This is a genomic window from Streptococcus sp. 27098_8_74, from assembly GCF_041431705.1.
Lineage (GTDB): Bacteria > Bacillota > Bacilli > Lactobacillales > Streptococcaceae > Streptococcus > Streptococcus salivarius_E.
The window spans coordinates 62,882-83,012 of record NZ_JAPVYF010000010.1 but is presented as its reverse complement, the minus strand read 5'-3'; the positions used below and the strand labels follow the sequence as shown (position 1 = coordinate 83,012).

The window sequence follows — 20,131 nt, the reverse complement described above, 5'->3', positions numbered from 1 at the left end:
ATCTCCTAGAGGGCTTTTTAGCTAGATTCAAGACGGTTCTATCTTATAAGGTAGAACTGTTTTTTGACCTTTGATATTGTTTGAAGTAAAAACTGTACTACCCATGAAACACTATCAACAAGCACTCAGACCTAGGAGGTCCTATGATACAGATTCAACATCTAACTATTACCCATACCAAAGATTTGCGTGAACTCGTTCATGACTTAAATCTAACGATAGCTACTGGTGAAAAAGTCGCCATCATTGGGGAAGAAGGCAATGGAAAGTCAAGTCTCCTTACCCTTCTTGTCAATCCTAAAGCACATTTTGACCATCTTTCTTACGAGGGAACTATTAATAAACCAGATAGCCCACAGGTCTATATTCCTCAACAGATTTCGGATGACTTACAATCCCTAACCCTTAACGACTACTTCTTTGCGGATACTTATGACCTAGACTATGCTACCCTCTATCGTCTGGCTGATGAACTTCATTTTGATAGTGATCGTTTTGCTAGCGGTCAGCTTATCTCCTCTCTTTCAGGTGGCGAGAAACTCAAAATTCAACTCATCCTAGAATTAGCCCATCCCCACGACATCATTTTTCTTGATGAGCCCTCAAACGATATGGACTTGACTACTATGACTTGGCTAAAAAATTTTATCAAACATTCTGATCAAACCATAATCTATATCTCACATGACGAGGACCTACTAAGCAAGACAGCAGATACTATTATCCATCTGGAACTGCTTAAACGTCGCCGTCAGGCAAGGACCAGTGTGGAGCACTTCGACTATGATAACTATAGCCAGCAACGCACTGATGCCTTCCAGCAACAAATGCAGCAAGCGAAAACCGAGAAAAAAGCCTATGACAAAGCCATGGCCAAGCATCGCCGTATCAAACAAAATGTCCAAACTACCCTACGTAATACGCATGATAGCACGCAAGGACGATTGGTTGCCAAAAAGATGAAAGCAGTCCTCTCGCAAGAAAAACGCTACGACCGTCTTGCCCAAGATATGACACAAATGCCTGATAAAGAAGACAGTATTGAACTATTCTTCTCTCATATCACTCCTCTACCTCAGGGAAAATATCTCTTAAATCTGGATGAAAAGCAGATAAACATCGCTCCTCACCTAACCATTGACCATCTCAAACTTTCTTTGAAAGGGCAAGAAAAAATTGGTATTGTTGGAGATAACGGCTGTGGTAAATCCACTCTCTTACACTTTCTCTACCAAGAACTTAGCAAGAAGACAGACCTGACTATTGGCTACATGCCTCAACGTTATGACGCTATCTTGCCAGTGGAACTGTCTCCAATAGCATTTTTGAGTAAGACTGGCGACAAGTCTGAACGAGAGGTTATAAGCTCCCATCTCGCCAACCTCAACTTTAGTCATGATGAAATGAACCATGCCATTTCTGATTTATCTGGAGGACAGAAAGGAAAACTACTCCTGCTACACCTGGTCTTAGAAAGCCCTCAGCTCCTTATCCTAGATGAACCAACCAGAAATTTTTCACCTACCTCACAACCCCAAGTCCGACAGCTCTTCGAGAACTATCCAGGTGCCATTCTGACAGTCTCACATGATGTCAACTACCTCAGACAAGTTTACCAAAAGATATATCGCCTGGACTCACACGGTTTAAAAGAAGTTGAGATTTAAGATATCAAATCTATCGTTTTTACAAGAAATATCTCAAAAGAAACATTTTCTTCATATGCAAAATAACTCAGGCAAAACCTGAGTTATTTTAATCTTAATCAATTTCAAGACCACCAGTATAAAGTCGGTAGTAAGTACCACCTTGTTCCATAAGGCTGTCATGGTCACCACGTTCAATGATACGTCCGTGGTCCATAACCATGATAACGTCAGAGTTAACGATGGTTGAAAGACGGTGGGCGATAACAAAGACCGTACGTCCTTCCATAAGTCGGTCCATCCCCTCTTGGACCATTTTTTCGGTACGAGAGTCAATAGAGGATGTCGCCTCGTCAAGGATAAGAACCGGTGCATTGGCAAGGGCAGCACGCGCAATGGCGATAAGCTGACGTTGCCCATTAGACAAGCCTGCACCGTCGTCTGTCAGAACAGTGTCGTAACCATTGTCCAGATGTTGAACAAAGGAATCCACGTTAGCAATACGAGCAGCTTCAAGAATTTCTTCACGAGTCGCATCCGCACGGCCGTAGGCAATATTTTCAGCGATAGTCCCTGTGAAAAGATGGGTATCTTGAAGCACGATACCAAGTGATCGGCGAAGAGAATCTTTTTCAATCAGCTTCACATCGATACCATCATAAGTAATCACACCAGATTGGATGTCGTAGAAACGATTAATCAAGTTAGTAATCGTCGTCTTACCTGCACCCGTCGCACCAACAAAGGCAATCTTTTGCCCCTTGTCTGCATAGAGATTGACGTCATGAAGGATTTGTTTCTTACCATCATAAGAGAAATCAACATCTTGAAAGACCACATTTCCGACCAATTCGACCAATTCATAGTCGCCATTTGGACGTGGGTGTTTCCAAGCCCAGAGGTTGGTTTTCTTGTCTGTCACAACCATTTGACCATCTACCAATTCGTAGTTAACCAGAGTCACCTTACCTTGGTCAACTTCTTCTGCTTCATCCAAAAGGTCAAAGATACGGTCAGCACCAGCAAGGGCCATAAGGACAAAGTTAAGTTGTTGAGAAACCTGAGTAATTGGGCCGTTGAAGGAACGGTTCAATTGTAGGAAGGCCATGAGACCACCGATAGTCAAGCTACCGACACCATTTAGAGCAAATACCCCACCGACCAAGGCAGTCAAAACAAAGGAAACATTTCCTAAGTTCCCAAGAATTGGCATGAGAACATTGGCATAGCGATTGGCTAAATATGACGATTCAAAGAGTTGTTCATTAATCTTGTCAAAGTCAGCCATACTTTTTTCTTCGTGGACGAAGGCCTTGACTACCTTTTGACCTGACATCATTTCTTCGATAAAACCATTCTCAATCCCTAGGTTCTTTTGTTGTTCACCGAAGTAACGACCTGATTTAGCTGATACATTTTTGATGACCATAAACATGATGCCTACCATGATTAGAACCACGATAAAGAGAAGGGGACTAACCGTAAGCATGGTTACAGTCACCCCGATAAGGGTAATGGCCGTTTGTAACAACTGCGGAATAGATTGCTCGACAGCTTGACGGAGGGCATCGATATCGTTGGTGTAAATAGACATGATGTCACCGTGTTGGTGAGCATCAAAGTAGCGAATCGGAAGCTTTTGCATACGAGCAAAAAGCTGATTACGAAGGGAACGCAGGGAATCTTGTGAAATCGTCGCCATGAGGAGGGAGGCCACATAGTTGGCAACCACACCGATAAGACAAAAGACCCCAACTGACGTCAAGAAACGTAACAGTGGCCCAAAATCATGACTACCAGATTTGAGCATGGGTTGAACGTAAACGTCCACCAAGGACTGAATCGAAGCCGTCAAATTAACCGTTGCCAAAGAAGCAACAACAATGAGGACAAAGGCAATACTAAGTGAAAGTTTGTAGTCTTGCCACAAAAAGCGTAGAAGACGTGCTAGAGAGCCCCAATTAGCTTTTTTCTTATTCTGCATCTGCTACTCCTTTCCCTTGTGTTTGCATCTTGTAAACCTCACGATAGATAGCATTATTAGCCACCAAGTCGTCATGCGTACCAACAGCATCGATACGACCATCATTCATGACGATGATACGGTCGGCATCTTGGATAGATGAAATACGTTGACCGATGATGATTTTGGTCGTGTCCTTAAGACTTGAAGCGAAGCCTTGACGAATCAAACTATCTGTCTTGGTATCGACTGCCGATGTCGAATCATCCAAAATCAAGATTTTCGGATTCATGAGAAGGGCACGTGCGATACAAAGACGTTGACGTTGTCCCCCTGAGACATTGGCTCCACCACGTTCAATCTTAGTATCATAGCCATCCTTAAACTCTTGGATAAATTCATCAGCTTGGGCAATCTTACAAGCTTCAATGATTTCCTCATCTGTTGCCTGTTTATTTCCCCAACGCATATTTTCTTTAATGGTTCCTGAGAAAAGGACATTGGTTTGAAGGACCATGGCAACTTGCTTACGTAAGCTATCCAAATCATAGTCCTTAACATCATGCCCAGCAACCCTAACCTGACCTTCTTCCACATCATAAAGGCGAGGAATCAGCTGAACCAAGCTTGATTTACCCGAACCCGTTCCACCAAGGATACCAATAACTTCACCAGACTTAATATCCAAAGTGATATCTTTGAGGACATGGGTCTTGTCACCATTTTCATCCGTGTATGAGAAATCCACATGATCAAAGCTGATAGAACCATCTGCAACTTCTGTTAAACCATTTTCAGGTGAAACAATGGTGGCTTCAGTGCTAAGAACTTCATCAATACGTTCAACAGATGCTGTAGAGATAGACAACATGACAAAGATCATCATGAACATCATGAGTGACATGAGGATGGTCATGGTGTAACTGAACATCGAAGTCAATTCCCCTGTAGTTAAGCTACCACCAACGATGAGATGGGCACCAAACCAGGAAATCATAAGGAAGGACGCATACATAGACAACATCATAGCTGGGTTAGACATGATAACTACACGAATGGCACGCATGAACATCTTGTAAATACGACGTGAGGCCTTCTTAAATTTGTCAGTCTCTTCCTGCTCTTTAACATAGGATTTCACCACACGCATGTTGGTGATATTTTCCTTGATACTGTTGTTAAGGTTGTCATAAGCCTCAAATACTTGAGTAAAAAGAGGATATACGATTTTGGTAATAATGGCCAAAACCACACCAAGGAAGATCGTTACACCAACAAAAATCCAAGCCATTTCAGCATTAATCAAGAAACTTGCTGCAATAGCAAAAATCAGGTTAAGTGGTGCACGCACACAGACACGGATAATCATCTGATAAGAGTTCTGCACGTTGGTAACATCAGTCATCATACGTGTCACCAAACCACCAGCTGAGAACTTATCGATATTTTCAAAAGAGAAAGTTTGAACCTTTTTGAAAATGGCCTGACGTAGATTCTTGGCAAATCCAGCAGAGGCAAAAGCTGCATAGCAAGCCGACTGCATGCCGCAGAATAGTGATAGAAAGGCGCAGACCAGCATGAGGCCACCGTAGAGCCAAATGTTAGACATGTTGGATTGCTGGACACCTTTGTCCAAAAGATTAGCCATGACAAAGGGAATGGAAATCTCAAACATGACTTCTAGTGTCATAAAGACGGACGCTAGGATTGAGGGTTTCTTGTATTCCTTTATCTGGGGGATAAGGGTTTGAAACATAATTACCTCCGTTTTTTATTCTTTTTCTTTTTTTGATATTTTTCTTAAGTGGCTTCGGACGCTAGTAGCTTCCTTCGGAATCTCATAGCTAAGTTTTGAGCCAAAGTCTCAAAACTTCCGAGTTATAGAAGTCTCTGGACTTCTATAACTATTGCCACGGTGAAAAATATCGCCTACCCTGAGCAGAGCGTGTTTCAGGCATTGATAGATATAATCTAGTCCTGTAATCCATCACGACGAAAGCATCACTTTTGGGCAGAGCGAGCTGTCGAATCGTGAGCAACTTCGAACAAGTGCAAATAGGTCCAGGATAACCCCTACCTCGGCGAAAAATATCGCCTACCCTGAGCAGAGCGTGTTTCAGGCATTGATAGATATAAGCTAGTCCTGTAATCCATCACGGCGAAAGCATCGCTTTTAGGCAGAGCATACTGTCTGAAAGCTACTCTTAACGCTCATCCTTTATCTATAAAAGAACGGTTATACCCTTTTGAGAGCATACAAAAGCCCCTGAGGGCAGACCCTAGGGATTCTTTCATTCTTATATATACGTCATTAGTATAGGCTAATTTGATTTAAATTGCAAGAGAAATAACATTTTACATAAAAATCGGTGGGTATTTTACAATTTTTGCATATAATAGAGCTAAAAAGCAACTGGTTTTAAGAATTCTTATCTAAAACATTCGGAAATTCCCCTTAACCGTAGCGGAAAGTTGTTTTCTTCTCCTATTTATAATAGACTATCACTAACATTAGATGAAAAGGTGACTCTATGACTATAAATCAACTGCTTCAAAAGCTGGAGCCTACTAGCCCTATCCTTCAAGCTAACTTTGGAATTGAACGCGAAAGTCTTCGTGTCGATAGACAGGGAAAATTAGCACATACGCCTCACCCTTCCTGCCTAGGAGCTCGAAGTTTCCACCCTTATATTCAAACAGATTTTTGTGAGTTTCAGATGGAACTCATCACACCAGTTGCTAAATCTACCACTGAGGCTCGTCGATTTCTTGGAGCCATTACCGATGTAGCTGGACGTTCCATCAGTAAAGATGAACTTCTCTGGCCCTTGTCCATGCCTCCTCGTATCAACGCCCAAGAAATCCAAGTTGCCCAACTGGAAAATGAATTTGAACGCCATTATCGTAACTACCTGGCCGAAAAATACGGAACTAAACTACAAGCTATCTCAGGTATCCACTATAATATGGAGTTGGGTAAAGATTTGGTTGAGGCCTTGTTCCAAGAAAGTAATCAGACCGATATGATTGCTTTCAAGAACGCCCTATATCTTAAGCTGGCTCAGAACTATTTGCGCTATCGTTGGGTGATTACCTATCTCTTTGGTGCTGCACCTGTTGCTGAGCAAGGCTTCTTCGACCAAGAAGTGCCAGAACCCGTGCGTTCCTTCCGAAACAGCGACCATGGTTATGTCAATAAGGAAGAAATCCAAGTATCTTTTGCAAGCCTAGAAGACTATGTCTCTGCCATCGAAAACTATGTCGAACAAGGTGATTTGATTGCGGAAAAGGAATTTTACTCGGCTGTTCGTTTCCGTGGACAAAAGGTTAATCGCTCCTTCCTTGACAAGGGAATTACCTACCTGGAATTCCGTAACTTCGACCTCAACCCCTTTGAGCGTATCGGTATTAGCCAAAATACCATGGATACCGTACACCTACTCCTTCTAGCCTTCCTCTGGCTGGATGCCCCTGAAAATGTTGATCAGGCTCTGGCTCAAGGTCACGCGCTGAATGAAAAAATTGCCCTCTCTCATCCTTTAGAACCTCTACCTTCTGAAGCTGAAACTCAGAATATTACGACAGCTCTGGACCAACTGGTGCAACACTTTGGGCTTGGTGACTATCATCAAAGTTTGGTCAAACAAGTTAAAGATGCCTTTGCAGATCCTAACCAGACACTAGCAGCCCAACTCTTGCCTCATATCAAAGACAAGTCCCTTGCTGACTTTGCCCTTGACAAGGCTCTTGCCTATCATGATTACGACTGGACTGCCCACTATGCCCTTAAGGGTTATGAGGAGATGGAACTTTCTACCCAGATGCTGCTCTTTGATGCCATTCAAAAAGGGCTTCATTTTGAAATCCTAGATGAGCAGGATCAATTCCTTAAACTCTGGCATAAAGATCATGTTGAGTACGTCAAAAATGGTAACATGACCTCAAAAGACAACTATGTAGTTCCTCTTGCCATGGCTAATAAGACCGTGACCAAAAAAATCCTGGCTGATGCTGGCTTCCCTGTCCCTGCCGGCGACGAATTTACCAGTCTAGAACAAGGTCTAGCCTACTATCCTCTTATCAAGGGCAAGCAAATTGTGGTTAAACCAAAATCAACCAACTTCGGTCTGGGCATTTCCATTTTCCAAGAGCCTGCCAGCCTTGATAACTATAAGAAAGCCCTCGAGATTGCCTTTGCAGAAGATACAGCTGTTCTTGTTGAAGAATTTATCCCAGGAACCGAATACCGTTTCTTCATTCTGGACGGGCGTTGTGAGGCTGTTCTCCTTCGTGTCGCTGCCAATGTTGTCGGTGATGGCAAACACACCATTCGTGAATTAGTCGCTCAGAAAAATGCCAATCCATTGAGAGGCCGTGATCACCGCTCACCGCTGGAAATCATTGAGCTAGGAGACATTGAACAATTGATGTTGACTCAGCAAGGTTATGCACCTGATGATATTCTCCCAGAAGGGAAAAAGGTCAATCTCCGCCGTAACTCCAACATCTCTACGGGTGGTGACTCTATTGATGTCACTGAGACCATGGATTCATCCTATCAAGAATTAGCTGCAGCTATGGCGACTAGCATGGGGGCCTGGGCTTGCGGGGTTGACCTCATCATTCCAGATAAAACTCAGCCTGCTAGCAAGGAAAAACCTCATTGCACTTGTATCGAGCTCAACTTCAATCCCTCTATGTATATGCACACCTATTGTGCTGAAGGTCCTGGACAAGCTATCACTCCAAAAATCCTAGACAAGCTTTTTCCAGAAGTTACCACAAGGCAAATCTAAAACCTAATTCTTAGGAACAAACAAATCACCTTTATCTCGAGATAAAGGTGATTTTGCTTTATTAACCAAACTCTCCTGCTTCTTCCTCAGGATGCGTTTCCATGTACTGGATGTGTTGTATATAGGCATCTTGAGCCTGATTGAAGGCTTCTTGATCACTATATGGATAATCTATATAAAATAGGTCCCGCCAGCCATTAAAGGTTTGGCTATTGTAAAAACCTTGAATCTTAGTCGGAAGGAAATCCTTGTTATAGCTGATCCGCAGCTTAAGCAAGGTCTTATCCTGAAACTGAGTGATGATACTGTTGGAGGTTTCTTGACCTTCCAGACTAGACCAAACGTTATTCAAAACGATGTCCTGACTATAGTGATTAGCCTTGATACGATTTTTGTCCACTGGGAGCTTCTGGGTGGCCTCTAAAAGGTAGGACACCTCCCCCTGAAAATAAGCCTCAATGGTCAAATCTCCAAGACTGGAGCCATATAACAGACCATCTTTAATAGCAATATTTGACCCAAAGAGTCTCTGACCAGCCACATCAAAGGACATCCCCTCATCCTGCCCGTAGAGCTTGATGGCATAGGCATCCCTTACACGATAGAAATTTTTAGCGACAAGAACACTATCAAGGGTTTCAGTCTTTTTTGTCTCCACCTTGGGGGTTGTAGGTTTCTTGGTAAAAGCTGTCAAACCCATTAAGCACAAGATGAGAGCGAATATAATCAAGGTAAGCATTGTAGACCTGGAGGCGGTCTTCAGCTTTAACTTGTTTCCATGTTTCAAGGTCTTTCAAGCCTCCTTTTTTAACAATATCAGCATAGCGCCCACCATTTAAGACATTCTTGGCATTTTTCCACTTTCTAACCATCTTACGTCTAATCGCATTATCCGCAGGGTGACGAACATCGAGATAGGTATGGCTATTATTGAGATAGGCTGGTAAGTCAGCATTTAATCCCTTAGATAGGCCGTAGTTAGCAGAGTCCGTATCAGCAATGTCAGCACCATCTTCAATCTTGTAATGCTTAGGATTAGAGTCGATACTACCGTCTTTCCTTTTCTTGTAGACATTCCACTCAGAAACAAATTTCCCTGTATCCATATTGACAATAAATTCAATAAAGCGGGAATTGCTGACACCATAAGGTCCCATGACACTGGTCTGAGGTAGCTGAATTTTCATGTTCTCTGGATAGGTAAAGTCTCCCAAGCTTCGATTATGATAGGAAGCACCTGTAGTATAATCCAACTTGATCTTCTTGTCCTTGCTGTAAGCCAGAAGCTTGTCAAAATCCGTCTTGCCCTTGTAGTTGGTCCTAATATAGTCCATGGACTGCTTATCAATCCAAGACCTAAAAAGGTGGAGCTTGATACCTAACTCATCTACTCCAAGCCCTAGATCCGTCTGATAGGTCTCCATAATAGCCTCGCGGAAGTAACTGTAAAAAGGACTGGTTGGCTCTAGATTCTTGGAAAATTTATAACCTGACTTCCCTAACTGGAGGAACTGGTACTTATCCACATAAACCTGCATGTGCTCCATAACCAAATTGAGCTTGTCGTGATTAGGCAGTTGAGAAGCTTGGAAAAAGGACGTATAGGTATCGGAGCCCACTTCCTTGCTTTCTTGGTCAATTTCTTGCAGAACCTTTTCCAACTGGTTCAAAGAAGTCTTCTTCATCTTACTTCTCACCTGAGCCACATAGGCCGGTTTAATGCCTTGATCCCAGTGATCACGAGATATAATAGCATCTGCCTTTTGCGAAATTAAGGTCAACCGTTTCTGATAAGACTCGTCCTCCAAGGCTAGCTTCAAAGCCTTTGATGGCGTCGCTTGAACCACAGATAAATCACCGTAGATATCAGACTTTAGGACAAGATTTACCTGCATATCATAGGAATGATTGATATGGAGAACGAGGTGAATCTTTCCATCTTCCTTCCTAACAGACAAAGAATCGAGTTGATAGGATTGTATAATCCCAGCCTGACTAAGGGCCAGTCTATCTAGATTTTCCAAAGAATCCTTATAGATATAGGAAATCTCAGGGTCTTTGACCTTCTTTACCAGAGAGTGATTTTGCTGTCTGTTGAAAACCACAAGACCAAGTATAAGGATTACAGTCAGAGCACTTGCCAGATACTGTAAAATTACTTTCTTCATAGTACTTCCATTATAGCATAGGACGACAAAATATTCTGAAAACGATTGGCAAACGCTGAAAACAAATGAAAAACAGGTCGACTAAGACCTGTTTGGTTTGATTATTTATAAATCACTCAAGCGACGATGTTTAATACTGAAGTCAAAATAAGCATTTTCCTGAAGTTTGCGGAATATCTCTCTGTAGGCTTCTTCGTCAAAGTGATCGCCACGATAGAGAATCTCAAAGCTTAACCCCTCATATTCCAAGAAAGCATTGGAAGTCTTGAACCCATTACGCTTATAGAAATCCCAACGTGCCTCACGTTGCTCTGTATTGTCATTGGGTTCATCCAAGCGCTCTACTTCCAAGACCATAGACCGAGATGGTCCATAAAAGTCCACCAGTTTATCAATAATCTCACTTCCGTAGCCATGACTCCTCATTTGAGGAACGATGGCAAAGAAACTCACATAAAAAACTTTGGCATTGTAGAGAACTGAGGCAAATCCAACAAAATCATCCTCGTCATAAAAGGCAAAGAAATGATAATCATCACGACCATCCAATTGTAAAAACTCACTTAATGGAATACGTTCTTCTTCTGGGAAGGCCTCGTTATTTAAGCGCTCTACCCTATCTAATTCTGGAAACTCCTTAGTAATTAATTGGCTGCGTAAAGCCATGTATTTTCCCCCTTTTTGATGCTTATACCTATAAGTTATTATAACACCTTGATAAGCTAGTGCAAGTTTCAAGGGCTAAGATAGATCTGCAGATAAACTTCTCCTGCCAATTATAAATCCTTTTGGGCTGTCTATGACACCCCTCTTCTAAAAAAATAAAAAGACAACGACCATTTCTAGCCTTTGTCTTTTTGTGATTCATAAGCTATCGCTTATTTTTTCAATTCCCAAATTTCTTTAGCATACTCTGTGATCGTATCATCTGAAGTGAATTTGTGAGATTTAGCAATATTAGCTAAGCTCATACGTGCCCACTTGTCATGATCACGATAAAGTGCATCGATTTTCTCTTGAGCTTCTACATAAGCAGCGAAGTCTTCCAAGAGGAAGTACTCATCGTTGTGGGTGATGAGGGCTTCGTAAATTTCAGTACCTTCAGCTTGAGCATTTGGAATCGTACCGTTAACAAAGCTATCAACGACACGGCGAATGACTGGGTTATTTTCATAAACTGCACGAGAGTAGTAATCGTGACGTGCATAGTGTTCATAAACTTCGTCCTTGTCCATACCGAAGATGACAACATTCTCATCACCAACTTCATCCTTGATTTCAATGTTGGCACCGTCAAGTGTCGCCAAAGTGATAGCACCAGTCATCATGAATTTCATGTTTGATGTACCAGATGCTTCTTTAGAAGCCAATGAGATTTGCTCAGATACATCTGCTGCTGGAATGATAAGTTCCGCAAGACTGACACGGTAGTTTTCAAGGAAGACCACTTTAAGTTTCCCTTGGAGACTTTCGTCGTTGTTAACAAGGTTGGCAACTTCGTTGATAAGTTTGATTACTGATTTAGCGAAGTGATAACCAGGGGCAGCTTTGGCACCAAAGATGAATACACGAGGTACCATGTCTTTATCTGGATTATCTTTAAGATCCCAATAAAGTTTGATGATGTGAAGAAGATTAAGCAATTGACGTTTGTACGCGTGAAGACGTTTCACTTGAACATCAAAGATAGCATCTGTAGACACTTCTACGCCTGTTGTTTTCTTGATATAGTCTGCCAAACGTTGTTTAGCAGTCTTCTTAACTTGATAGAACTGGTTCAAGACTTCCTTGTCATCCAAGTAAGTTGTAAGATTTTCAAGCTCATGGATGTCGTTACGCCAACCGTCACCAATCACGTCATCAATTGCTGCTGAAAGTTCCGGAGCTGCAATTTGTGTCCAACGACGTTGAACGATACCATTTGTCTTGTTATTGAATTTTTCAGGATAAATAGTATAGAAATCGTGAAGGGTATCTTCTTTAAGGAGTTCTGTATGGAGTTTGGCAACCCCGTTGACTGAGTGACCACCAATGATAGCCAAGTTAGCCATGTGGACTTGGTTATCCTTAACGATACGTGTGCGTTCGATAACATCCGCAGCAATACCACGTCCAGCCATTTCAGCAATGTAACGGTTGTCGACTTCCAAGATGATTTGGTAAACACGTGGAAGAACACGTTTGAAGAGCTGTTGATCCCATTTTTCAAGGGCTTCTTGAAGAATAGTGTGGTTAGTGTAGCTCATAGTCTTAACAGTCGCATTCCAAGCATCTTCCCATGAAAGACCGTATTCATCAAGGAGAAGACGCATGAATTCAGCTGGTGCAACCGCAGGGTGAGTATCATTGATGTGAACAGATACCTTTTCGTGGATATCTTTCAATGGCAAGCCCATCTTGAGGTAAGATTTGATAATGGTTTGGAGACCTGCACTTGTCATGAAGTATTCCTGAACCAAACGCAATTCTTTACCTTCAATCGTTGTATCATCTGGATAAAGAATGGCTGTAATATCTTTCACACGACGGCGAGCTTCAAGAGTAGGGTAATCCAATTCGTATTCTTCAGGAATTTCTACATCCCAAAGACGAAGGTTGTTAATCACACCATTTTGATAACCGATTTGTGGCACATCGTAAGGTACAGCACGAAGAACTTGAGCATTCTTATAAGTTGGAACAAAACGACCATCTTCGTCACTTTCAAGGACAACATCACCAAAGAGTTTTACATAGACAATATCATGGTCTTTACGCGTTTCCCAAACATTTCCTGTTGAACCAAACCAACCATCTGGTAGTTCTACTTGGTAACCATCAACAATACGTTGTTTGAAAAGTCCGTAACGGTAACGAAGACCATTACCAAAACCTGGATAACCAGTAGTTGCAAGCGAATCCATGAAGGCAGCAGCCAAACGACCAAGACCACCGTTACCAAGTGCCATATCATGCTCAGCTTCTACCACTTCGCGGAAGTCGATGTCAAGTTCTGCGAAACCTTCTTTAACAAGGTCAAGAATACCAAGGTTGAGGAGGTTAGTTTCCAACATACGACCTGGGAGGAATTCGATTGAGAAGTAGAAAGCAATCTTTTCTTTATTGTCTGAAAGCGCATGGTTACGTCCAATCCATGTGTCAGTGTAATACTTACGAATCAAACCAGCCAAGGCTGTGAAAATTTCAGTTGGTGTAGCCTTAGCCACTTTAATCAACTGTTCTTGGTGGAGCGTGTCTTTAAAGTCACGGATGAATTGTTCTTTTGTTAAATTTTCGACTTGCATAGAAATCCTTTCTTATACTTCTATACCTTTGATACACATCTTATAGAGTGAATATTAGGATAAGGGGGAATTGGAAATTTCTTTAAAACGTCCAAACCTTGCCAATCAAGATTCGAAACAGATATTTCAAAATCTTTATTTACAAAACTGTCAAAATAGTCAGGTTTATTAAACACGATTAGAGTTAGTCTTCTATTCAGATTTTTAGATATCTTCTCTTTCATTGCTTTATCAACAAGATTGAGAGATGCTATCCTGACTTTTGTCAAGATTATATAGAAGCGTTTTCAAACGCTTTACACGAAGATAACTTTTCCCTTGCGAGAAAAGTTATCTTTGCAATTATACTAATTGTTTGTACAAATCAACATATGCCAAACTTGCTGTATCCCATGAGAAGTCACGAGTCATAGCATTGTGCTGGAGTTGTTTCCAAGCATCAGCATTATTTTCGTAAACATCGAGAGCTTTTTCAAGGGTTTGAACCATCCAGTAACCTGAGAAGTTACCAAATGAGAATCCTGTACCTGAGCCTGTCACAGGGTTGTATGGTTCAACAGTATCACGAAGACCACCAACCTCGCTAACCACTGGCAAGGTACCATAGCGCATAGACATCATTTGAGAGAGGCCACATGGTTCAAAGGCTGAAGGCATAAGGAAAATGTCACAACCAGCATAAATTTGTTGAGCCAACTCTAGGTTGAAAGTAATGTTGGCAGACATTTTTTCTGGATAAGCATGAGCGAACCAAGAGAAAGAATTCTCATAGTCACTATAACCAGTACCCAAAAGAACAATCTGAACATCATGTTGCAAGATGTTGTGAAGCTCGTTAACCACCAAATCGAAACCTTTTTGGTCTGTCAAACGTGACACAATACCAATCAATGGAACGTCTTCTCGAACTGGAAGACCAACACGCTCTTGAAGCGCTGCCTTGTCTTTGGCTTTACCTGACAAATCATCCACTGAGAAATGATAAGGAATGTGAGTATCTGTTTCTGGATCAAGGAGGTCCGTATCGATACCATTAACAATACCAGATAACTTACCAGATTCCATGCGCATGATTTGATCAAGGCCTTTACCAAATTCAGGTGTTTGGATTTCACCAGCATATGATGGTGAAACTGTTGTGACACGGTCTGCGTAAAGAACAGCTGCTTTCATCCAGTTGAGGCAATCATTCCAACGAAGGGTACCATCAGCATAACGCTCGTAACCAACACCGAAAATTTCCCAAAGCATTCCACTGTCAAATTGACCTTGGAATTCAATATTATGGATAGTGAAGACTGTCTTAATACCTTGGTAAGCTTGAATCCAATGGTATTTTTCCTTAAGAAGGAAAGGAATCATGGCTGTGTGGTAGTCATGAACATGGAGAACATCTGGAATAAAGTCCACTTTTTCCATCAACTCAAGGGCAGCCATTTGGAAGAAACCAAAACGCTCACCATCATCCCACTCACCGTATACCGTACCACGGTTGAAATACTGCTCATTATCAATGAAGAAGAAAGTCACACCATCACGGACAATTTTCTTGATGCCGACATATTGACGACGCCAACCAACATTTGTATAGAAGAAGCCAAGGTCTTCAACCTGATCGCCAAACTTAGCCGAAACCACATCATAATAAGGGAGAATTACGGCAACTTCGTGACCATTTTTGACTAGAGATTTAGGAAGAGCACCGATAACGTCACCCAAACCGCCAGTCTTAGCGAAAGGTGCACCTTCAGCAGCTACAAATAAAATTTTCATCGTACAATATCCTCTGTTACAACGCTACCTTTTTTGATGACAACTGGGTTGTTTTCTGTACCGCGAATAGTAACACCATCAGCGATTTCAACCCCTTTATCCACAATCGCATATTCAACTGTAGCGCCTTTACCAACTGTAACACGTGGGAAGAGAACTGAGTAGCTCACGTTTGAGCCTTCGGCCAAATCTACATTACGTGAAACCACTGAGTGTTCCACTTTACCACGTACAATAGAACCTGATGCAAACTGAGACACTTTAACTTCAGAAGAAGCTGCATAGTATGTTGGCTCTTCATTTTTAACTTTTGTATAAACTTTTTGGTTTGGTGCAAAAAGTTTATAGAATTTTTGTGATTCCAGCATATCCAAGTTAGCATCAAAGTACGCTTTTACTGAGTGGATATTTGAAAGGTAACCAGTGTACTCGTAAGCAAAAGCATTTTCAGCAACTGCCAAATCACGAAGTACATAACGAAGCTTACGAGGTTCTTCTTTAGCTGCTTCTTCTTCCAATTTTTCAATCAAGAATGGTGTATCCACAACAAAGATGTCTGTAGACATATTGTAAACTTCTTTATCGCCACCCTGGAAGAGCTCATGGCCAAGCACTTTGTCAGAGTCATCAATTTCTAAAACGCTGTTTACATCTGAAATGAGTTCTTTAGGAAGTTTTTTGTAGACCACAGTAACTTTTGGTTTTGTTGTATTGTGAAGGTGGAAAACTTGGTTAAGATCAATGTTGACCAAAACATCACTGTTAAGAGCTACAGTCTGATCTGAGCCTGAACGTTTAAGGTAAGTCAAAATTTGACGATAGTATTCCTCATCAACAGTTGAGCTTTCAACAGGAGTATTGTAAATACCAAGGTAGTAGTGACTGAGAAGAGTAGACAAGCCCCACTCACGACCTGAACGAATATGGTCGAAGACAGAACTGATGTTTTCGTTTTGGAAGATTCCGAAGACGCTACGGATACCAGCATTAGCCAAGTTAGACAACGGGAAGTCGATGAGGCGATATTTTCCGCCAAATGGTAGGCTGGCAATAGGACGGTGCTCAGTCAAACCACCCATGTCATGGAATCCTACGGTATTTCCTAGAATTGCAGAATATTTATCAATCTTCATCTTTTGGTACCCCCACTACTTCATTGTATCCTACGACTTGCACTTCTTCTGTACCGTCAATTTCCACGCCATCAGAAATATGTGCCCCTTCACCGATAATAGCACGTTTAATTTTTGCGCCTTTACCGATAACTGCACCACTCATAATAACTGAATCTTCAACGACCGCACCTTCACGGATTTGGGCACTTGTTGAGAGCACTGAATGTTTAACAGTTCCATCAACCGAACAGCCATCAACAACGAGTGAGTCTTCAATTTCAGCATGTTCACCAAAGAAGTTCGGTGGAGCAATCATGTTACGTGAATAAATCTTCCATTGACGGTTACGGCTATCCAAAGCATTTTCAGGAGAAATATACTCCATATTTGCTTCCCAAAGGGATTCGATAGTACCTACGTCCTTCCAGTAGCCTTCAAATTCATAAGCATAGACGCTTTCACCTGTTTCAAGATAAGCAGGAATAACGTTCTTACCAAAGTCAGACATATCAACCGTACTCTTCTCAGCTGAAACCAACATATTGCGAAGACGTTTCCAGTCAAAGATGTAAATACCCATTGATGCCTTCGTAGATTTAGGATTTTCAGGTTTTTCTTCAAATTCGACGATACGGTTATTAGCATCAGTGTTCATGATACCGAAACGGCTAGCTTCCTTAAGTGGCACATCAAGAACTGCTACAGTAAGACTTGCGTTGTTGTCCTTGTGAGCTTGGAGCATATCATCATAGTCCATCTTGTAAATATGGTCACCAGACAAGATTAAAACGTATTCAGGATTGATGCTGTCGATATAGTCAATGTTTTGGTAAATAGCGTGGCTGGTACCTTCAAACCAACGATTACCTTCACTAGCTGAGTAAGGTTGAAGAATCGATACACCAGAGTTAACACCATCCAAGCCCCAACTTGAACCATTACCGATATGATTGTTCAAAGCAAGTGGCTGATACTGTGTAATGACACCGACATTGTTAATTCCTGAATTGGCACAATTTGACAAACCGAAGTCAATAATACGATAGCGTCCACCAAATTGAACAGCTGGTTTGGCAATACTTTGGGTCAATTTTCCAAGACGAGTTCCTTGCCCACCAGCAAGGATCAAAGCCAACATTTCATTTTTCATGAATAGTCCCCCTCATGATTTTTAGTTCCATCCTCAAAAGGATGTGAAACAATCAGTCGAAACTGATTATGACAATTAAAGTAAGTTCCTCAGTGTGGCAATAGTTTGGGCATCAAACAGCTTCTTTCAACCGTGATTTCCTTGCTATCACCACTGAAAAACAAATCGTGTACACGTTTAAGTCTACCCTTTATTTCAAGCGACGTTTAACACGCCAGATACTTGCTCCAAGAGCTGGCAATGTGAAGCTAAGGGTATTTTCATAATCCTTCCATTTCGCCTTTTGGGTACGAGTTTCAGGATTTCCTTTTTTCCAGACACCACCGAATTCTTCCATCTCAGTGTTAAGCACTTCTTGGTAGATACCAGCTACTGGCAATCCTATAGTGAAGTCTTGACGTTCCACTGGAGCTAGGTTGAAGACACAGACGAGGAAGTCACCCTTATCGCCTTTGTCATCCTTACGAATGAAGGAAAGAACACTTTCAGCGCGGTTATCCGCATCGATAATTTCAATACCATCGTAAGAATCATCAATTTGCCAGAGAGATTTATGGTCCTTGTAGAAAGCATTCATATGGCTAGTAAAGGCCTGCATCTTCTGGTTCATCTCATCTTCAAGATTACCCCATTCGAGTTGATAATCAAACTTCCACTCCAAGAATTGACCAAACTCAGAACCCATGAAGAGCAATTTCTTACCTGGGTGACAGAGTTGGTAAGCATAGAGGTTACGAAGACCAGCAAACTGATTATAGCGGTCACCCCACATCTTATGCATCATGCTCTTCTTACCATGAACCACTTCATCATGTGAGAATGGCAAAACATAGTTTTCATTGAAGCAATACATGAAACTGAAGGTCATCAGATTAAAATCATACTGACGGTAAACAGGATCTTCTTCATAGAATTTGAGGATATCGTTCATCCAACCCATATTCCATTTGAAGTCGAAACCTAGACCACCTTCTTCAATCGGTTGTGTGATTGGAGTTGCCGCAGTTGATTCTTCCGCAACCATCATAACATCTGGATAGCGTTTTTTAATTTCACGATTGAGTTTTTGAAGGAAGCCATAACCTTCCAAGTTACGATTACCACCATCCTTGTTAGGCATCCATGGACCCTCATCATAATCCAAATAGAGCATGTTAGATACCGCATCCACTCGGATACCATCGATATGATAATTTTCAATCCAGTAAAGAGCACTTGAAATAAGGAAAGACTGTACTTGATTTTTCCCTAAGTCAAAGTTAAGTGCACCCCAACGATAGTTATGAGCTCGATCGTGATCCTGATATTCGAAAGTTGGTGTACCATCAAAGTAGGCTAAAGCATCGTCATTCTGTGTATAGTGACCTGGGACCCAGTCTACCAAGACACCGATATTATTCTGGTGACATGCTTCAACAAAATCTTGAAAATCTTCTGGTGTACCATAGGTATGCTCAAAAGCAAAGTAACCCATGAGCTGGTAACCCCAACTCATCCCAAGAGGGTGAGCCATGAGTGGCATGAATTCCACGTGGGTATAGTTCATCTCAACCAAATATGGAATCAACTCTTCTTTCAATTCTTTGAAAGTATAAGGTTGACCATCCTCTTTTAGTTTCCAAGATGATGCATGAGCTTCATAGATATTAACCGGACGTTTTTGGAAACCAAAGCGTTTACGACGACCCATCCAAAGGCCATCCTTCCACTTCTTAGTTTTCTTCTTACGAATCACAGCTCCTGTTCCTGGACGTGGCTCCAAATAAGTAGCGAAAGGATCCATCTTTTCGACTACTTGACCTCCCTTACGTTTCACCAAGAACTTATAGAGTTGTCCTTCTTGAGGGAGGGCTGAACTTACCTCCCAAACACCGATATGGTTTTTGGTCATATCCAGAGGTTCATCAAACCAACCTGTGAAATCTCCAATTACCTGAATCTGCTCAGCATGAGGGGCCCACACACGGAAGACAAATCCTTCTTCTCCCTCCAATTCATGCACACCCAGATAATTCTGAAGGTGGAAGTTCTCACCTGTCCCAAACGTGTACATGGCTTCATCGAGATTCATACCATCACTCCTTTCTAAAACTAGCCTTGATAGATCTAACTATCAAGAAATTAAAACATTGAAATATATGTAAATACACTAGAAAACCCTTCAGATTGATAGGGCTCACAAGCGAATAAAACTGCTTGTGTAAGCGTTTCCTGTATTATAACATTTTTTGACTGC

General features: G+C 41.7%; 13 protein-coding genes and 1 pseudogene. 3 read left to right on the top strand and 11 right to left on the bottom strand.

Features of this window, described 5'->3' with window-relative positions:
- Positions 1–143 precede the first annotated feature (143 nt).
- Positions 144–1,667 (top strand): ATP-binding cassette domain-containing protein, encoded by a 1,524-nt coding sequence (locus tag O3670_RS05460; RefSeq protein WP_371595880.1) that lies wholly within the window; start codon positions 144–146, stop codon positions 1,665–1,667.
- A gap of 94 nt (positions 1,668–1,761) precedes the next feature.
- Here O3670_RS05460 and O3670_RS05455 read toward each other — a convergent pair whose 3' ends face one another.
- Positions 1,762–2,484, bottom strand: coding sequence for an ABC transporter ATP-binding protein (locus tag O3670_RS05455; RefSeq protein WP_371595882.1), 723 nt, complete (start codon positions 2,482–2,484; stop codon positions 1,762–1,764).
- Between O3670_RS05455 and O3670_RS05450 the strand changes: the two genes are divergently transcribed.
- A complete protein-coding gene (locus tag O3670_RS05450) occupies positions 2,431–2,745 on the top strand; it encodes a hypothetical protein (protein WP_524539404.1) in 315 nt (104 codons plus the stop codon). The genes O3670_RS05455 and O3670_RS05450 overlap by 54 nt on opposite strands.
- A gap of 30 nt (positions 2,746–2,775) precedes the next feature.
- Here the strand turns inward: O3670_RS05450 and O3670_RS05445 are convergent.
- Positions 2,776–3,630, bottom strand: a pseudogene (locus O3670_RS05445) (ABC transporter permease); the annotation flags it as partial.
- A complete protein-coding gene (locus O3670_RS05440) occupies positions 3,620–5,365 on the bottom strand; it encodes an ABC transporter ATP-binding protein (RefSeq protein WP_371595879.1) in 1,746 nt (581 codons plus the stop codon). The pseudogene O3670_RS05445 and the gene O3670_RS05440, both read right to left, overlap by 11 nt.
- 775 nt (positions 5,366–6,140) lie before the next feature.
- Between O3670_RS05440 and gshAB the strand changes: the two genes are divergently transcribed.
- A complete protein-coding gene (gshAB, locus tag O3670_RS05435) occupies positions 6,141–8,405 on the top strand; it encodes a bifunctional glutamate--cysteine ligase GshA/glutathione synthetase GshB (RefSeq protein WP_049545340.1) in 2,265 nt (754 codons plus the stop codon).
- Between the two features lie 61 nt (positions 8,406–8,466).
- On the opposite strand, the gene O3670_RS05430 is transcribed toward gshAB, so the two are convergent.
- The 8 genes from O3670_RS05430 to glgB all read right to left on the bottom strand — a co-directional run bounded on the left by O3670_RS05430 (position 8,467) and on the right by glgB (position 19,966).
- On the bottom strand, positions 8,467–9,063 hold the full coding sequence (locus tag O3670_RS05430) for a hypothetical protein (protein WP_049545339.1): 597 nt from the start codon (positions 9,061–9,063) through the stop codon (positions 8,467–8,469).
- The gene (locus tag O3670_RS05425) at positions 9,044–10,573 is read right to left on the bottom strand and encodes a DUF1310 family protein (protein WP_049545338.1); all 1,530 of its coding nucleotides are present in this window, start codon (positions 10,571–10,573) and stop codon (positions 9,044–9,046) included. The genes O3670_RS05430 and O3670_RS05425 overlap by 20 nt, the downstream gene beginning before the upstream one ends.
- A gap of 105 nt (positions 10,574–10,678) precedes the next feature.
- Positions 10,679–11,239: a GNAT family N-acetyltransferase gene (locus O3670_RS05420; protein ID WP_049545337.1), complete on the bottom strand. Its 561-nt coding sequence runs from the start codon at positions 11,237–11,239 to the stop codon at positions 10,679–10,681.
- Between the two features lie 212 nt (positions 11,240–11,451).
- Complete coding sequence (locus O3670_RS05415) at positions 11,452–13,857, bottom strand: glycogen/starch/alpha-glucan phosphorylase (RefSeq protein ID WP_371595877.1); 2,406 nt, start codon at positions 13,855–13,857, stop codon at positions 11,452–11,454.
- 342 nt (positions 13,858–14,199) lie between these two features.
- On the bottom strand, positions 14,200–15,630 hold the full coding sequence (gene glgA, locus O3670_RS05410) for a glycogen synthase GlgA (protein WP_021143828.1): 1,431 nt from the start codon (positions 15,628–15,630) through the stop codon (positions 14,200–14,202).
- Positions 15,627–16,763 carry a glucose-1-phosphate adenylyltransferase subunit GlgD gene (gene glgD, locus O3670_RS05405; RefSeq protein ID WP_156685290.1) on the bottom strand — a complete coding sequence of 379 codons (1,137 nt, stop codon included), beginning with the start codon at positions 16,761–16,763 and terminating at the stop codon, positions 15,627–15,629. The genes glgA and glgD overlap by 4 nt, the downstream gene beginning before the upstream one ends.
- Positions 16,753–17,895 (bottom strand): glucose-1-phosphate adenylyltransferase, encoded by a 1,143-nt coding sequence (locus O3670_RS05400; protein WP_049545334.1) that lies wholly within the window; start codon positions 17,893–17,895, stop codon positions 16,753–16,755. Before O3670_RS05400 ends, glgD begins: the two co-directional genes overlap by 11 nt.
- A gap of 190 nt (positions 17,896–18,085) precedes the next feature.
- Positions 18,086–19,966 (bottom strand): 1,4-alpha-glucan branching protein GlgB, encoded by a 1,881-nt coding sequence (glgB, locus tag O3670_RS05395; protein ID WP_371595876.1) that lies wholly within the window; start codon positions 19,964–19,966, stop codon positions 18,086–18,088.
- Positions 19,967–20,131: the final 165 nt, after the last annotated feature.

Coding starts and splice junctions, on each gene's coding strand:
- glgD (WP_156685290.1), bottom strand. CDS start 16,763: ATGAAGATTGATAAATATTCTGCAATTCTAGGAAATACCGTAGGATTC.
- O3670_RS05440 (WP_371595879.1), bottom strand. CDS start 5,365: ATGTTTCAAACCCTTATCCCCCAGATAAAGGAATACAAGAAACCCTCA.
- gshAB (WP_049545340.1), top strand. CDS start 6,141: ATGACTATAAATCAACTGCTTCAAAAGCTGGAGCCTACTAGCCCTATC.
- O3670_RS05425 (WP_049545338.1), bottom strand. CDS start 10,573: ATGAAGAAAGTAATTTTACAGTATCTGGCAAGTGCTCTGACTGTAATC.
- O3670_RS05460 (WP_371595880.1), top strand. CDS start 144: ATGATACAGATTCAACATCTAACTATTACCCATACCAAAGATTTGCGT.
- O3670_RS05415 (WP_371595877.1), bottom strand. CDS start 13,857: ATGCAAGTCGAAAATTTAACAAAAGAACAATTCATCCGTGACTTTAAA.
- O3670_RS05450 (WP_524539404.1), top strand. CDS start 2,431: ATGAAGGATTTGTTTCTTACCATCATAAGAGAAATCAACATCTTGAAA.
- O3670_RS05400 (WP_049545334.1), bottom strand. CDS start 17,895: ATGAAAAATGAAATGTTGGCTTTGATCCTTGCTGGTGGGCAAGGAACT.
- glgB (WP_371595876.1), bottom strand. CDS start 19,966: ATGAATCTCGATGAAGCCATGTACACGTTTGGGACAGGTGAGAACTTC.
- O3670_RS05420 (WP_049545337.1), bottom strand. CDS start 11,239: ATGGCTTTACGCAGCCAATTAATTACTAAGGAGTTTCCAGAATTAGAT.
- glgA (WP_021143828.1), bottom strand. CDS start 15,630: ATGAAAATTTTATTTGTAGCTGCTGAAGGTGCACCTTTCGCTAAGACT.